Origin of the sequence: Proteus sp. G2300, assembly GCF_009915965.1 — a bacterium.
Lineage (GTDB): Bacteria > Pseudomonadota > Gammaproteobacteria > Enterobacterales > Enterobacteriaceae > Proteus > Proteus vulgaris.
This window is the reverse complement of the sequence record NZ_JAABNK010000024.1, coordinates 64,720-81,121: the sequence shown is the minus strand read 5'-3', so window position 1 is coordinate 81,121 and position 16,402 is coordinate 64,720. Positions and strand designations below refer to the sequence as shown.

Annotated in this window: 16 protein-coding genes; 13 read left to right on the top strand and 3 right to left on the bottom strand. The window is 40.6% G+C overall.

Annotation, left to right across the window (positions count from 1 at the left end):
• The first annotated feature begins 3 nt into the window (after positions 1 to 3).
• The 9 genes from cheW to flhA all read left to right on the top strand — a co-directional run bounded on the left by cheW (position 4) and on the right by flhA (position 11,012).
• On the top strand, positions 4 to 504 hold the full coding sequence (cheW, locus tag GWI97_RS14830; RefSeq protein ID WP_023581802.1) for a chemotaxis protein CheW: 501 nt from the start codon (positions 4 to 6) through the stop codon (positions 502 to 504).
• A 384-nt stretch (positions 505 to 888) separates the two neighbouring features.
• On the top strand, positions 889 to 2,595 hold the full coding sequence (locus tag GWI97_RS14825) for a methyl-accepting chemotaxis protein (RefSeq protein WP_036935713.1): 1,707 nt from the start codon (positions 889 to 891) through the stop codon (positions 2,593 to 2,595).
• A 60-nt stretch (positions 2,596 to 2,655) separates the two neighbouring features.
• Positions 2,656 to 4,302 (top strand): methyl-accepting chemotaxis protein, encoded by a 1,647-nt coding sequence (locus GWI97_RS14820; protein ID WP_036935715.1) that lies wholly within the window; start codon positions 2,656 to 2,658, stop codon positions 4,300 to 4,302.
• A 6-nt stretch (positions 4,303 to 4,308) separates the two neighbouring features.
• The gene (gene cheR / locus GWI97_RS14815; protein WP_036935717.1) at positions 4,309 to 5,199 is read left to right on the top strand and encodes a protein-glutamate O-methyltransferase CheR; all 891 of its coding nucleotides are present in this window, start codon (positions 4,309 to 4,311) and stop codon (positions 5,197 to 5,199) included.
• The gene (locus GWI97_RS14810) at positions 5,192 to 6,244 is read left to right on the top strand and encodes a protein-glutamate methylesterase/protein-glutamine glutaminase (RefSeq protein ID WP_036935719.1); all 1,053 of its coding nucleotides are present in this window, start codon (positions 5,192 to 5,194) and stop codon (positions 6,242 to 6,244) included. The genes cheR and GWI97_RS14810 overlap by 8 nt, the downstream gene beginning before the upstream one ends.
• A 59-nt stretch (positions 6,245 to 6,303) precedes the next feature.
• Positions 6,304 to 6,693 (top strand): chemotaxis response regulator CheY, encoded by a 390-nt coding sequence (gene cheY / locus GWI97_RS14805; RefSeq protein WP_036935721.1) that lies wholly within the window; start codon positions 6,304 to 6,306, stop codon positions 6,691 to 6,693.
• A gap of 9 nt (positions 6,694 to 6,702) precedes the next feature.
• Positions 6,703 to 7,359 carry a protein phosphatase CheZ gene (cheZ, locus tag GWI97_RS14800; protein WP_036935723.1) on the top strand — a complete coding sequence of 219 codons (657 nt, stop codon included), beginning with the start codon at positions 6,703 to 6,705 and terminating at the stop codon, positions 7,357 to 7,359.
• 421 nt (positions 7,360 to 7,780) lie between these two features.
• Positions 7,781 to 8,929 (top strand): flagellar biosynthesis protein FlhB, encoded by a 1,149-nt coding sequence (gene flhB, locus GWI97_RS14795; protein WP_036935728.1) that lies wholly within the window; start codon positions 7,781 to 7,783, stop codon positions 8,927 to 8,929.
• On the top strand, positions 8,922 to 11,012 hold the full coding sequence (flhA, locus tag GWI97_RS14790; protein WP_036935730.1) for a flagellar biosynthesis protein FlhA: 2,091 nt from the start codon (positions 8,922 to 8,924) through the stop codon (positions 11,010 to 11,012). The genes flhB and flhA overlap by 8 nt, the downstream gene beginning before the upstream one ends.
• Positions 11,013 to 11,405: 393 nt before the next feature.
• On the opposite strand, the gene GWI97_RS14785 is transcribed toward flhA, so the two are convergent.
• The 3 genes from GWI97_RS14785 to flgA form a co-directional block, all read right to left on the bottom strand.
• Positions 11,406 to 11,843, bottom strand: coding sequence for a flagella synthesis protein FlgN (locus GWI97_RS14785; protein WP_036935731.1), 438 nt, complete (start codon positions 11,841 to 11,843; stop codon positions 11,406 to 11,408).
• A gap of 16 nt (positions 11,844 to 11,859) precedes the next feature.
• Entirely contained in the window at positions 11,860 to 12,159 is a 300-nt protein-coding gene (gene flgM / locus GWI97_RS14780; protein WP_036935733.1) for a flagellar biosynthesis anti-sigma factor FlgM, read from the bottom strand.
• Between the two features lie 445 nt (positions 12,160 to 12,604).
• Complete coding sequence (gene flgA, locus GWI97_RS14775) at positions 12,605 to 13,261, bottom strand: flagellar basal body P-ring formation chaperone FlgA (protein ID WP_036935735.1); 657 nt, start codon at positions 13,259 to 13,261, stop codon at positions 12,605 to 12,607.
• 209 nt (positions 13,262 to 13,470) lie between these two features.
• Here flgA and flgB point away from each other — a divergent pair, with 209 nt between their 5' ends.
• From flgB to flgE, 4 genes are read left to right on the top strand one after another with little or no spacing between them, the layout of a single operon-like run.
• A complete protein-coding gene (gene flgB, locus GWI97_RS14770) occupies positions 13,471 to 13,881 on the top strand; it encodes a flagellar basal body rod protein FlgB (protein WP_006533174.1) in 411 nt (136 codons plus the stop codon).
• 10 nt (positions 13,882 to 13,891) lie between these two features.
• Complete coding sequence (gene flgC / locus GWI97_RS14765) at positions 13,892 to 14,296, top strand: flagellar basal body rod protein FlgC (RefSeq protein ID WP_036935737.1); 405 nt, start codon at positions 13,892 to 13,894, stop codon at positions 14,294 to 14,296.
• Between the two features lie 12 nt (positions 14,297 to 14,308).
• A complete protein-coding gene (locus GWI97_RS14760) occupies positions 14,309 to 15,139 on the top strand; it encodes a flagellar hook assembly protein FlgD (RefSeq protein ID WP_087802136.1) in 831 nt (276 codons plus the stop codon).
• 27 nt (positions 15,140 to 15,166) lie between these two features.
• Positions 15,167 to 16,393 (top strand): flagellar hook protein FlgE, encoded by a 1,227-nt coding sequence (gene flgE / locus GWI97_RS14755; protein WP_036935739.1) that lies wholly within the window; start codon positions 15,167 to 15,169, stop codon positions 16,391 to 16,393.
• Positions 16,394 to 16,402 lie beyond the last annotated feature (9 nt).

Here is a 16,402-nt window from a genome sequence, read left to right as displayed (position 1 = left end):
ATTATGGCTTCGGAACATTTCGAGAAATTATCCGGTGAAACTGTTGGACAAGGATTTCTAATTTTTACGCTGGGCGACGAAGAATATGGAATTGACATTTTAAAGGTTCAAGAAATTCGTGGATATGATCAAGTTACTCGTATTGCTAATTCACCTAGCTTTATTAAAGGGGTAACAAATTTACGGGGCGTTATTGTTCCCATAGTTGATCTGCGTATTAAATTTTCACAAGAAAGTGTAACTTATAATGACAATACTGTTGTTATTGTGGTTAACTTATTAAATAGAATTGTGGGAATTGTTGTCGATGGCGTTTCTGACGTTCTTACGTTAAAGCCAGAACAAATCTGCCCTGCGCCAGAGTTTGCAGTCACAATGTCTACAGAGTATTTAACGGGGTTAGGTACTTTAGATGAAAGAATGCTTATTCTTGTTGATATTGAAAAATTACTCAACAGTGAAGAAATGGAATTAGTTGATAGCGCAACAATTCAAGCTAAATAAGTTTTTATTTTTTAAAAAATAATATAAATACTGTTCCGGTACATTTGCCGGAATAGCTATTTCTGTCTTTTTTATTTTATTAATGAGTGCTAAAGCATTAAATTAACTTTAAGGTAAATTTAAAAATAAAAAAGAACTAATAATTTGAGTTAAGTTCTATTTTATTATTTATTACTTTATAAGTAGCTATCAACAAGTTGTAATATTTTTCTAGTGACGGAAATAACTATAAAGTTTTTTATACTTATAATTTTAATTAAAAACAGTATTACCACCGCTTTTTAATGGGGCAAAAAACATGACTAAGATGAAATGAAACCTATAAAGTTTCTCTTAAGTCTGCCGATAACTTGCTCATTACCATTTATTATAAAAAGGGAAACTATGTTTAGCCGAATGAAAATAGTGACTGGATTATTATCCATTCTTCTGTTGTTTGGTGTTTTGCAATTTATCTCTGGGGGTGTTTTTTACTCAAATATTGTTGAGACAAGAAATGACCTGAATAAAACACTTACAATACAGGATCAACGTGAACGCCTAGACGAAAGCTGGGCTAACTTACTTCAAGCTCGTAATAATATTAATCGTGCTGCGATTAGTTTTCTATTACAAGATAAAAACTTAAATGTGGATGGCTCTCTGTCTGTGGATTATCTTACGGGTCTTGCTCGTAAAAATATGTCTCGTGCAGATGAGAAGTTTAAAGAGTTTGAAAAGAATATTACCGCTTATCAAGTTCACTCCGAAGATGATGTTCGTAGCCTAAAAGGGCGTTTTATCGAATATTTCTCTGCATTAAATCAATTAGAAATTCTACTTCAAGATAGAAATTTAAAAGACTTTTTTGAGCAACCAACTACGGGTTATCAAGATGCTTTTTATAAAGAATATCTTGCCTACGTTATGCGTAATGAGAAGTTTAATCATGAATTAAATGTAGCATTAGAAGCTTCTCACCAACGTACTGTCATCACCATGGTTGTTTTAGCCATTATCGTTATCTCTGCATTAATTTTATGCTGGTTTGCGTTACGTAATGCCTTGATTAGACCATTAAATTCGCTTCTATTAAGCATTAAAACTTTCTCTGAAGGGGATTTACGCCCCAATATTGAAGTCAATGGCCGTAATGAAATGAGCTTGTTAGCAAATGGCTTAAAGCATATGCAACAAGAGCTTATTCAAACCGTTCGTGGGGTCTATCAGAGCACAGAAAATATTTATAACAGCACAAGTGAAATAGCTGCTGGAAATAATGATCTGTCCGCACGTACAGAAGAGCAAGTAGCTTCCTTGGAAGAAACTGCCGCCAGTATGGAACAGTTAACTGCAACTGTAAAACAAAACGCAGATAACGCACGTCAAGCGAGTAACCTTGCTAATGACGCCTCAGATATCGCCCGCCAAGGCGGAAAAGTTGTTGCTAATGTGGTGCAAACAATGCACGACATAGCCGGAAGTTCTCAGAAAATCACCGATATTACTGCGGTTATCGATGGTATTGCATTTCAGACCAATATTTTGGCACTGAATGCAGCCGTGGAAGCTGCAAGAGCCGGTGAGCATGGTCGCGGATTTGCGGTAGTTGCCGGTGAAGTTCGTAACCTTGCGCAGAGAAGTGCAGAAGCTGCTAAAGAAATAAAAACACTGATTGAAGATTCTGTAAGCCGTACTGAAACGGGCTCTGTGCTTGTTGAAAGTGCAGGAGAGACGATGACGCGTATTGTGGACTCAGTAACGCGAGTTACTGATATCATGGGCGAAATCGCTTCTGCATCAGATGAGCAAAGCCGAGGTATCTCACAAGTTGGCCTTGCGGTTTCTGAAATGGATCGTGTCACTCAGCAAAATGCCTCTTTAGTAGAACAATCTGCAGCCGCGGCTGCTGGTCTTGAAGATCAAGCAGTTGCATTAACCCGCTTAGTTTCAATCTTCAAATTACCGGGTCAGGAAGAAAAAACGCTAGAAAGAAAGGAATCGGATGCAACCCCTGTAGTTAAAGCCGCTGCTCCACTTATAAAACCAGGAACCTCAGAAAAGAAAAAGAGCAGCAGTGTTGAAGATCCCGCTAATTGGGAAACTTTCTAACAACAACAAGTGGCTGACAAGCGGTGGCTTTTTTACCACCGCTTTAAACGAGGTGAAGGCATGTTTAGGTTTCGCAAATTAAAGATATCCACCAGTCTCTATTTATTACTGATGATGTTTTGCGTTATGCAGATGATTTCTAGTGGTATTTCGCTAGGGATTGTCCATTTGAATAACGAACAGATCACCAGAGTTGATTTAGATACATCTAAGCGAGATGAGTTAGGATTAAGTTGGGCATCTTTAATACAAACACGCAATGCGATTAATCGTGTTGCTATCGCAGTGAAAACTGAACAGTCAACGGATTATATTCAATCTATTGAATCAATTGCACTTTCACGCTTGGAAACAGCGAATACTCATTTTCAAAATTTCCTTGCTGAAATAAATAAAGAGGCAATACCGACAGAAGAAAAAGAAATCGTTGAAACGGTGAAAAATAATTATCACGTTTTATATGGTGCCTTAACTGAATTACATAGCATGTTAAAAAATGATAATTTCCAAGGTTTTTTAGACCAACCAACGGAACGTTATCAAACGGCAATGGAAAATTCATTTAACACTTATATGAATTACGTGCAGACAGAAATAACAGAATCTATAGAGCAAGGACATCGCTCTTATACTATTGCTATCTTGATGTTTATCGGTGCAATAGCAATGGTTATTGTTGTGTCAATCGCAGCTCACCGTTGGCTAAATTTTAATATCATTAAACCTTTTGCGAGTTTAAGTCGTTATTTTAATGATGTTGCAACCGGTAAATTAAATCGTGAAATTCTTGTTTTTACGGATGATGAAATAGGGGATGTATTTAGACAATTACGAGATATGCGGGGTGAGCTTGCTCGTTCTATTCGTATTGTTCGAGATAACAGTCACGCTATGTATTCTGGTATTCAAGAAATTTCAAAAGGAAATACGGATTTATCCTCAAGAACTGAACAACAAGCTGCTTCATTAGAAGAAACTGCGGCAAGCATGGAAGAGTTAACGGCAACAGTAAAACAAAATGCTGATAACGCTTTACAAGCAAGTAAGCTTGCGGAATCTGCTTCTGAAACAGCCATGCGTGGTGGCCAAATTACGCATAGTGTTGTTGAAACCATGGATGCGATTACACAAAGTTCTCAAAAGATAGGGGCTATTATCAGTGTGATTGATGGTATTGCGTTCCAAACCAATATATTAGCACTTAACGCGGCGGTTGAGGCTGCGCGTGCCGGTGAACAAGGACGAGGATTCTCTGTTGTTGCTGGAGAAGTTCGTAACCTTGCTCAGCGTAGTGCTGATGCTGCTAAAGAAATCAAATTATTGATTGATGAATCTGTTTTACGCGTCTCTCAAGGTTCTCAACTCGTTAATAATGCAGGGCAGACAATGGAGGAACTCGTTACATCAGTAAACAAAGTCACTGAACTAATGGCAGAAATTGCCTCTGCTTCTGATGAACAAAGTCGAGGTATTCACCAAGTCGCTGATGCAGTCAGTCAGATGGATCAGGTGACACAGCAAAACGCTGCTTTGGTGGAGCAATCAGCATCTGCTGCCGCAGCATTGGAAGATCAGGCTAATAACCTTGTTGATGCTGTATCGGCATTCGAGTTGCCTGATACGGATGAGAGTAATACCTCTTCATCCCTAGAAGGTAATGGGTTGAAAAAAGCAGATAAAAAATCATTTTTTAAAAAGACCCATTAAAAAACAATGAAACGTAATGTTACTGAAGTCTTATCAGATATCGCTGCTCAACCGTTGGATATTTTTACTCAACGGTTCATGTTGTCCGATGATCAGTTCCAATCTATATGCCAATTGATTTATCAAAAGGCCGGTATTGTGCTGACTAACAACAAAAGGGAGATGGTGTATAACCGTCTCACGAGGAGGTTACGTGAATTACGGATGAATAACTTTGGTGACTATCTTGCGTTTCTTAAAAGTGATGTACGCAACCCTGAATGGCAAGAGTTTGTTAATGCACTAACAACCAATCTCACGGCATTTTTCAGGGAAGCGCATCATTTTCCTATTTTGGCAAAACATGCCAGAAAAAGAGCAGGAGGTGTCTACCGAGTATGGTGTGCAGCAGCATCGACTGGAGAAGAACCTTATTCAATTGCGATGACTTTACGCGATGTTTTTGGGAATAACCCTTATAAAACCAAAATTATTGCCAGCGATATCGATACAAATGTGTTGGATAAAGCACGAAAGGGTGTTTACCGACAAGAAGAGCTTAAAACATTAAATGATGAATATTTGAAAAAATATTTTCTCAAAGGTGTCGGCGATTTTGAAGGATACGTGAAAATTAGACAGCAAATTAGCGAGATGGTCTCTTTTCAGTATTTGAATCTACTCGACAAGCAATGGGATTTAGAAGGTAGTTTTGATGCAATATTTTGTCGTAATGTGATGATTTATTTTGACAAAGCAACACAACAAACTTTACTTAATCGCTTTATCTCATTACTTAAACCAGACGGAATGCTGTTTGTTGGGCATTCCGAAAATGTAAGCCAGCTTAGCAAGGATTTCTACTTGCATGGGCATACCGTTTACGGGCTGACACCAGCAAGGAGAGGTTATGAATAAAATAACGGTACTCTGTGTTGATGATTCGGCGCTAATGCGTCAAATCATGCGAGAAATCATCAACAGTCATAGTGATATGGAAGTTGTTGATTGTGCACCAGATCCTATAGTGGCTCGTGACTTGATAAAAAAGTACAACCCACAGGTATTAACGTTAGACGTTGAAATGCCACGTATGGATGGTATTGATTTCTTGGAAAAATTGATGCGATTAAGACCAATGCCTGTCGTTATGGTCTCATCACTAACTGCAAAAGGTTCAGAAGTCACGCTAAAAGCGCTAGAACTGGGTGCGGTTGATTTTGTGACTAAACCTCAGCTTGGTTTGCGTGAAGGTATGCTTGCTTATAGTGAACTGATTGCAGAGAAAATTCGTGCGGCTGCTCTTGCACGGATTAGTCGGCGTGAAGTTCAAGTCGTACCTTCTAAATCATTGTCATTTACACCGATGATTTCGAGTGAAAAGTTGATTGTAGTTGGTGCATCAACAGGTGGCACAGAGGCTATTCGTAATTTTCTAGAACCATTACCCGTTACCAGCCCAGCGGTGTTGATCACACAACATATGCCAGCAGGGTTTACACACTCATTTGCAGAACGTTTAAATCGTTTATGTCAAATCAGTGTAAAAGAAGCTGAAGATGGAGAACGTGTATTACCTGGGCACGCTTATGTTGCTCCCGGTGATTATCATATGGAGCTTCGTCGGAATGGTGCTAACTACCAAATACACATTAATAAAGAGCCTGCTGTAAACCGCCATCGTCCTTCTGTCGATGTATTATTTCGGTCAGTCGCAAAATATGCGGGACGTAATGCCATTGGCGTTATTTTAACCGGAATGGGAAGTGATGGTGCTGCGGGGTTATTAGAAATGCGTCAAGCAGGAAGTTATACCTTTGCACAAGATGAAGCGAGTTGTGTCGTCTTTGGTATGCCTCGTGCTGCGGTTGAAATAGGCGCAGTTGATGAGGTGAAAAGCATAAGCTCAATGAGCAAAGCGGTACTGATGAAAATCAGTAGCACGCAATCATTGCGTATCTGATTAAGTTCAGTTTAAAAAGCAACACAGTAATTTGCCGATATATTTTGAAGGAGTTTTCAATGGCAAGTAAGGATCTGAAATTTTTAGTGGTTGATGATTTTTCAACAATGCGCCGCATAGTTCGTAATTTGCTAAAGGAATTAGGATTTACGAATGTAGAAGAAGCAGAAGATGGTGCTGACGCGTTAGCTAAATTACGCAATTCGGCAATTGATTTTGTGATAACAGACTGGAACATGCCAAACATGGATGGTCTAGAGCTTCTTAAAAATATTCGTAGTGATGCGGGATTTGCAGCAACACCTGTATTAATGGTGACCGCTGAAGCTAAAAAAGAAAATATCATTGCAGCAGCGCAAGCTGGTGCAAGTGGGTATGTTGTTAAACCTTTTACAGCAGCAATTCTTGAAGAAAAACTAAATAAAATTTTTGAAAAACTGGGCATCTAAGGAGTCGCAATGAGTGGGAATCCAATTATGCCGAAAGATAATATTGAAATGACATCTGATATTATCAGCCGGATCGGACAATTGACGCGGATGTTACGCGACAGTTTGCGAGAATTAGGATTGGATAAAGCAATAGCCGAAGCAGCAGAAGCCATCCCTGACGCTAGGGAACGATTGGATTATGTTGCTCAGATGACCGCTCAGGCAGCTGAGCGTACATTGAACTGCGTCGAAGCTGCGCAACCTAAACAGGATGCGTTAAGTGCCGATGCGACTAAGCTTACTGAACGTTGGGACCAATGGTTTGAACAGCCAGAAGAGCTGAAAGATGTACGCTCTCTTGTAACCGATACCCGCAATTATTTGCGGGATATCCCTGAGAGTACGGCTTTTACTAACAGTCAGTTATTGGAAATTATGATGGCACAGGATTTCCAAGATCTGACCGGTCAGGTAATTAAACGTATGATGAGTGTGGTTCAAGAAATTGAGAAACAACTTGTCATGGTATTAATGGAAAACCTGCCACCAGAGCAACTTGAAAAGTCTAATGTGAAAAAAGAGACTGATTCTTTATTAAATGGTCCACAAGTGAATAAAAACAGTGCTGGCGTGATCAAAAATCAAGATCAAGTTGATGATTTACTAGAAAGTTTAGGATTCTAACCTTCTAATGAGTTTTAGGGCGATAAGGACGTTGAGATATGCAGGACGCATTCGCTCTATGCTCTGCTCTTTTAGGATGGTGTACTTTATGGATAAAAAATTACGTAATAATACTTTGATAGCTCACGCTATCGAAGAAAATGTAAGCCGCTTTTTTTAAGCGGCTTTCGAAGTTGCTTAAATCAGCATCAATATGAAAGGTGTATGATTTGCTGTTAACTTCGCTGATTTCTTTATAGTTGGCGTCAAGATCACTTTTATTCTTATTTTTATCATTAGGTTGGTTTCTAAGCACCGACTGTCATAGCCCAAAAAGCCCCGTAAATTTGCGATTGTTCAGCCCATCAATTTCCTCTGAATTTGTCATGCTTAGAGTCATTTCATTCATGCTTTTAATCTCATTATCTAAATCGGACAGACTGTGGCTGAAGATAGCGATCTCGAAAAAACAGAGGAACCCACACCCCATAAACGGGAAAAAGCTAAAAAGGATGGGCAAATTGTCCGTTCTAAAGAGCTTTCATCCGTTTTAATGGTCTTAGGTGGTGTGAGTTTACTGTGGATGAGTGGTGGATTTATCACTCGTGGGTTACATGCCATGTTAACGGAAGGATTTACATTTAATCATCACCTGATTGGTAATGAGAATTTGTTGATCCCTCGATTTGGTAGCTTGATTAAGCAAGCTGTTTTTGCGTTATCGCCAGTGTTCTTTGGATTAGTGCTGGTGGCAATAGGTGGCTCGGCGTTATTAGGTGGGATCAATTTTAGTAGTAAATCAATTAAATTTGATGCAAAAAAATGGAATCCCATCTCTGGGCTAAAGCGTATTTTTTCAATGAATGCGTTGGCTGAATTATTTAAAGCGATACTAAAATCGACCTTTGTGGGACTGGCGGCAACCATTTTCTTATGGCACAACTGGAACGATATTCTTCATTTGATCACGCTTCCACCACTGAATGCGCTTGCTAATGCGATGCAATTGTTGATTTTTGCCGTCTACATCACGGTTTTTATGCTGATCCCCATGGTGGCCTTTGACATTATTTTCCAAATTCGTAGTCACCTGAAAAAACTACGTATGACGCGCCAAGAAATTAAAGACGAATTTAAACAGCAAGAAGGTGATCCTCAACTTAAAGCACGTATTCGTCAGCAACAACATGCGATGTCTCGCCGTCGAATGATGGCGGATGTACCGAAGGCTGACGTCATTGTTACGAACCCAACACACTATGCTGTCGCATTGCAATATAACGACAAAATGACCGCACCAAAAGTGTTAGCGAAAGGTGCAGGTGCTATTGCGTTAAAAATTAAAGAAATTGGTGCAGAACATCGAATTCCGCTTCTAGAAGCGCCACCGCTTGCTAGGGCGTTATATCGTCACAGTGAAATAGGTCATGCAATACCTTCAACCCTCTACGCTGCGGTTGCAGAAGTACTTGCGTGGGTTTATCAACTGAAACGATGGAAAACCGAAGGTGGTTTAAAACCTAAACAACCTATGAACTTGCCAGTGCCTCCCGCACTGGACTTTGCTGGAGAAGATAATCGTCATGGCTAATTTGGCCTCATTACTCCGCTTGCCGGGAAATTGGAAAAGTTCTCAGTGGCAGATACTGGCAGGGCCAGTGCTTATCTTGTTGATACTGTCAATGATGGTATTGCCATTGCCACCTTTTCTATTGGATTTATTATTTACCTTTAATATCGCACTTTCCATTATGGTGCTGTTAGTAGCAATGTTTACAAAGCGTACTTTGGACTTTGCTGCGTTTCCGACTATTTTGCTATTTACCACGTTGTTACGTTTATCATTAAACGTTGCTTCAACGCGTATCATCTTAATGGAAGGGCATACAGGATCAGCGGCTGCAGGGCGTGTTGTTGAAGCCTTTGGTCATTTCCTTGTTGGCGGTAACTTTGCGATTGGTATTGTGGTCTTTATCATCCTTGTATTGATTAACTTTATGGTTATCACTAAAGGGGCAGGACGTATTGCTGAAGTCGGTGCACGTTTTGTGTTAGATGGTATGCCAGGTAAACAGATGGCCATCGATGCTGATCTTAACGCCGGTATTATCAACGAAGATGAAGCAAAAAAACGCCGTAAAGAAGTCTCATTAGAATCTGATTTTTATGGTTCTATGGACGGTGCGAGTAAATTCGTTCGTGGTGATGCCATCGCAGGCTTAATGATCCTCGTGATTAACGTAGTGGGGGGCTTAATTGTCGGTGTTGCTCAACACGGTATGCCACTGAATGATGCCGCGAGCACTTATACCCTATTAACTATCGGTGATGGCCTGGTTGCTCAAATCCCAGCATTGATTATCTCAACGGCTGCGGGGGTTATTGTGACTCGTGTCGCGACCGATGAAGATGTTGGGCAACAAATGGTGACCCAACTCTTTGATAACCCTCGTGTATTGATGCTAACAGCTGGTGTATTAGGCCTGTTAGGTTTAGTACCAGGCATGCCAAATTTTGTTTTCCTTTTCTTCACCGCAGCATTAGGCGGATTAGGGTGGTATATCTTACGACGTAACGCCAACCCGCAAGTGCAACAACAAAAAGAGATGGAAGAAGTTGAGAAGCAAAATCGTGTTGTCGAAGCATCATGGGAAGATGTGCAACTGGAAGATCCTCTTGCTATGGAAGTGGGATATCGCTTAATTCCAATGGTAGATAACCGCCAAAATGGTGAGTTATTGGGGAGAATTAGCGGTATTCGTAAGAAATTTGCTCAAGAGACAGGATATCTCCCACCTGTTGTTCATATTCGTGACAATATGGAGTTAAGACCTTCTTCTTATCGTATTCTTATGAAAGGGGTTGAAATTGGTCATGGAGAAGCGCATCCGGGTCGTTGGTTAGCGATTAATCCAGGGAATGCGGTGGGTTCTTTAGAAGGCGATATCACGCAAGAGCCTGCCTTTGGTTTACCTGCGGTTTGGATTGATGACAGTTTAAGAGAACAGGCACAAGTTCAAGGCTATACCGTGGTTGCTGCGAGTACAGTAATTGCAACACACTTTAACCATGCATTAGCAAAATACGCATCAGAATTATTTGGTCGTCAAGAAGCGCAAATGTTGTTTGATAGGGTGAGTAAAGAGCTCCCTAAAATGACAGAAAATATGATCCCAGATATGCTGTCACTCACTGTATTGCACAAAGTATTGCAAAATCTGCTGTCTGAACAGGTGCCTATTCGTGATATGAGAACCATATTAGAAGCTTTAGCCGAGCATGCGCCAGAGCAAAAAGATCCTGCTGAATTAACAGCTGTCGTTCGTGTTGCACTTCGTCGTGCGATTACACAACACTGGTTTGGTGATCAAGATGAAATCCAAGTCATTGGGTTGGATGCAAGCTTAGAGCGTATTCTTGTTCAAGCAATGCAAAGTGGTGGTGGATTAGAGCCAGGGCTTGCTGAAAATATTGAACAACAAGCCTCTGATGCCGTACGTCACCAAGAAATGTCAGGTGGGGCACCTGTATTATTAGTCAATCATACTTTACGTTCATTATTATCACGTTTCTTACGCCGTAGCCTGCCACAATTAGCCGTATTATCAAATATGGAAATTAGCGAAGGTCGTCGTATCCGAATGACATCGATGATAGGTGGGCAACCTCATTAATCATTCTTGTTGATATGCCCTCATCTAGAGTTAAGGCCACTGTATTAAGTGGCCTTTTTTATGTTTATAGCATAGGAAAAGAGATAGGAGCGTCTAGTCATTTACTCTGTTTGATAAGCACAGAAGGCATCAGAAAGTGCAATTGTCTATTGATGAAAAAAGTGAAAAAAGAATGATAAATAAAGCCCTAGATATAATGAAAGGTGCATGCTGATAACGTGATAAGTCAGAGAAATAAAGTAAAGAGAACGCTTAAGGTGAGAGAGAGTCAGAGTACTCGATGTATATTTATATTGTCGAAAACGAGGTGTTACTTGTGTTTAATCGGAAAAACAAAACGCCATCATGATTGATGGCGTATCGTGAGAATTTAGGGCTTACTACCCAGAAAAGCTAAACCTGAATTTTACGTCCAGCCAGTGTTGAACGCTGAGCTTGCCCATCAGAACCATAAAGCGTTGGGCTGTGATTCTTCTGTAAAAAACGGATAGCATCACTATTACGAGAAATATGTTGCTCTAATAGTAATCCGTTATGCTGATTAAGGTGTTTTAGCTCCGCCGTAATATCTATTATCTGTATCCATAAATCAGATAAGAATGCTAGACCTGTATAAGGTTTTTCTATACCAGCTTGTAAGCTTAGCGTATGACGCTGTTGGTCTGTATGACCTAAAGCCGATAAGACAAAATTCTTCTGTTCAGTAACTTCGTGAAGTGCATTGATATCAATGTTGCCTGCACACAATAACTGCTGTTCAGCGCGTAGAATACCTGCAATGGTATTGAGCTGTGATAATTGAAGATCTAAAGTCTGGCGGAGTTCTTCCATCATAATCATTAAAATATTATTGAGTTATGCTTTCAGCAGCTTCACGGAAAAGAGCATCCGCAATTTTACCGCTGTCCATGGTTAATGTTCCGTTGGCAATTGCTTCTTTTAGGCGAGCAACTTTCTCAACGTTAATGTCTTTGTTTCCAGGTTGAACAAGTTTTTTCTGTGCTTCACTGAGTTTTACAGAAGTGTCACCTGTCGCTGTTTTTTGTTCAGTTGTTCCCGATTTACGTGAGCCCTGCGTGACTTCACCTGGGTTACGTTGTGCAATTGCGTTAATCGGAAGCAGTGGATTTGCGCGTTCAATACTCATAGGAAAATCCTTTGTTAGGCATCAATTAGTCGTCAGATGAAGCCATTGTAAAACAACCTATGTGTTTTCGCCTATCATCTTGGTTCTTTATATCGGCTGTAGAATCAAAAACTTTAATCTTAGTCGTCATACTTCAAGTTGTAGCGTTGTTAGCTGCATTCACTCTCACTAGTCCCATTACTCGTCATATTTCAAGTCGTAGCGTTGTTGACTGCATTCACCCACACTAGTCACATACTTGTGTATGCTTCTAGCGATTCGTTCATTTGTCGCCTAGCTACATCTTGAATTATTTAGAGTATGTATATGGTTGTATTTTTAATACACCTTGAATTATTTAGAGTAAAAACTGTAGCGCAAGAGAGTTTACCTCTGCTTGCCATAACTGAAACGGGTAACAAGCAATTCAATATAGGCTTATTCGGCTTATCAGCTTTTTAATCGGTTAAAGAGGGATGCGAACTGCACCATTTTCAAGTGCTTCACCCGTGACGATTTGCCCTGATTTTACTCTCACTCGAATGGTTTCATTGGCCACGGCGTTGTTTACTGCCTTACCCTCATAACGGATCTGAAAGTGAGGACCTTGCGCAAATACAGTGACTGTTTGTCCCGCCAAAATAGCCCAAGGGCGACGAACCATTGTCGAAGTTAAAGGTTTTCCTGCGGATATTTGTCGCATTGCGATCGCATTTTTAATGAATATCGGATCGCGTAATACATCATAAGGTAATTTTTCTAATTCGCCCGTTGCCATGCTAACGGCAGAAGTTTCAATAATGTCATCACGATTAATGTCTTTTTTCGCAATTAAGTATTTGCCCTTCACGCTAACATCAACTTGAATAAAACGGCGTTGTTTATCACATTGAATGGGAATCGAAAGGCGCCCCCAATTGCGAGAGCCTGCATGGCGTTGGATCTTTTGTATTTGGCACACAGGCCATTTCTCTTCAGGTGTTAAAACGGTCACAGTGACTTTATCGCCTGGTTGATGAAGTGCAACAAAGAAATCTTGTAGTTCTTCAGGGAGTGATTTAGCTAGACTCACATTCACCATAAAGAAAAAAGAAAATAGACCGATAAGAGTTTTAACTAACATAGTTTGTACCACCTTACAGCGTTGATGCTAATTGTGCATTTGTACTTATTTAGCCAGCACAGTGTACATCGCCTTTACACGCCTTAAACGCATAAATAGCAATCCAATTTACGCCTATTCCTCCAATCATCTTTTTTTTGAGCGTTTATTCTGTCAACTGAAATTGTTTTATCAGCTGAGGTAAGTGGCTTAGCCACCAAGGATAGAAGATGCTCGATAAATTAGAAAATACGTTTCATTTTCAACAAGAAGCGCTCTCAATACGTAATAAACGCCAAGAAATTCTTGCTGCGAATATCGCTAATGCAGATACCCCAGGCTTTCAGGCTCGTGATATTGATTTTGCTTCTGAATTGAAAAAAACCATTGAAAACGGACGCACTGGCAGTCATGGCATGCAATTAGCAATGACATCAGAGCGCCATATCCCAATTAAACCCGGTTACCGCTTAGAAGCGGACTTGTTGTATCGCGTACCTCATCAGACCGCGATGGATGGTAATACCGTGGATATGGATATGGAACGTAGTAATTTTGCTGACAATAGCCTTAAGTATCAGGCTGATGTGACATTTATTAACTCGCAAGTTAAAAGCATGATGGCTGTATTGCAACAGTAAGGTAAAGAGCATGTCTTTATTTAGTATTTTCGATATTTCAAGTTCAGCACTTTCAGCGCAATCACAACGCTTAAATGTGAGTGCCAGCAATATGGCAAACGCCGACAGTGTTGCGGGTCCAGATGGCGACCCTTATCGTGCAAAACAGGTTGTTTTTCAGGTAAATGCACCTGCTGGCCAAGAAATTGGCGGTGTGCGTGTTACTGAAGTTGTTGATGATCCTGCCCCATTTCGTATGGAATATCAGCCAGGACATCCTTTTGCCGATGAAAAAGGTTATGTACGTATGCCGAATGTTGATGTCGTGGGTGAAATGATTAATACCATCTCTGCTTCTCGTAGCTATCAAGCTAATGTTGAAGTGATGAACACGGCAAAAACGCTGATGCAAAAAACACTGATGATAGGTCAATAGGGAGAATAAATTGTGGGTATTTCCGCCTCAATGAATGAACCTTATGATAATACCATTATCGGGGATGCACCTTCTTCATACCATACGAAAAAGAGTGGTAGTGAAGATATTAAAGGGAATTTTCTGACACTTCTCATCACCCAGATGAAAAATCAAGACCCAACAAATCCAATGCAAAATAATGAGTTAACGTCTCAGTTAGCTCAGATTTCAACCGTTGAAGGTATCGAAACACTGAATAAAACAGTGAATAACATTGTTGGGCAAATTGACCAAAGTCAGGCGTTAAAAGCCTCTTCATTGGTTGGTCGTGGAGTTATGGTCTCTGGGAATAAAATCGTTGTCTTTCAGCCAACCGACGGTAAAGGTGAGGCTGAAAAACCCGGTGATGGGAGTGATACCATGCCAACACCCGACACTCAAAATGAAAAAACACGTCAGCAAATGGGGGCGTATAAAGCAGATGATGCCGACCCAAATACCTCTGGCGATGAACACCTTTTTTCAACACCTTTTGGTTTTGAATTACTCAGTCCAACCGATTCTCTTACGATAAACATCACTAATGGCAGTGGTGTCACCGTTCGTACAATCAAAATGGACAAAAAGATGCTACCGGATGTTTATAACTTCTCTTGGGATTGCACTGATGAAGATGACAATCCCGTTCCAACGGGAAGCTATAAATTCACCGTTAACGCCACGCTTAATGATGCTCAGGTCCCTGTTAAGACACTGAATTATGCGCTGGTGAATAGTGTGTCCATGGTGGATGGTGGTGCCCGCCTTGATGTTGGCTTAGGTAATACCGTTTCATTGGATGAAATTCGTCAGGTTCTTTAACTAACACATATTCAACTTGGAGGGCGCATGTCCTTTTCACAAGCAGTAAGTGGTTTAAACGCAGCAGCCGCTAACTTAGATACTATCGGTAACAATATTTCTAACTCCGCAACCTACGGTTTTAAAGGTGCAAACGTCTCTTTTGCTGATGTTTTCGCCGGTTCAGGCGCAGGTTTGGGCGTTAAAGTGGCCGGTATCAGCCAAAACTTTAAAGACGGTAGTATTACCACAACTAACCGTCCAACAGACGTGGCGATTTCTGGCGGCGGTTTTTTCCGTATTGAAGATCAAAACGGTGGTGTTTTTTATTCACGTAATGGTGAGTTTGGTAAAAATAAAGATGGTTTCCTGACTAATATGCAAGGTATGCGTGTAACAGGTTATCCAGTACAAGTTGTTGATGGTAAAAACGTTGTTCAAAAAGGGGCGACACCAACACCTATCGTTATTCCTACCGATATGATGAATGCCAGTGCAACAGACAAAATCAATATGGCGGTTAACCTGAATTCAGGTGAAGAGAAACCCGCTAAAGCGCCATTTAATGCTAAAGATGGTGATACTTATAACTTCAGTACTAACGTTACCACTTATGATAGTTTAGGTAATGAACATAATCTGAACTTATTCTTTGTAAAGGCGAATGACAATGAATGGAAAGTTTATGGGCAAGATACTTCAACTAAAACTGCGGGTGGTGCGCCAACGCCTCATCAAGATTTAGGTACTTTAAAATACACCAATGCAGGGGTGCTAGAGAGTTATACAAAGACCGATATGAATATTGCCTCTTTGAATGGCTCTGCTGCGGGTACTATCGAATTGGATTTCACCGGTAGCACTCAGCAAAAAGTCTCTGAATCCAGCGTATCTAAATTAGCGCAGAACGGTTACCAAGCGGGCGAATTTACTAACTTCCGTATCGAGCAAGATGGCTCAATTATGGCGACGTACTCAAACCAACAAAGCCAAGTTGTCGGCCAAATCGCATTAGCTAACTTTGCAAACGCGGGCGGTTTAAGCTCACAAGGTGACAATATGTGGTCTGAAACGAACGCGTCAGGCTCACCTATCGTGGGTGTTGCAGGCGCAGGCGTGTTCGGTAAATTAACCAATAACGCATTAGAAGCGTCTAACGTAGATATGAGCCAAGAGTTAGTCAACATGATCGTTGCTCAACGTAACTATCAATCAAACGCACAAACCATCAAGACTCAGGATCAGATCCTGCAGACTCTGGTTAGCTTGCGCTAATAACGCTGG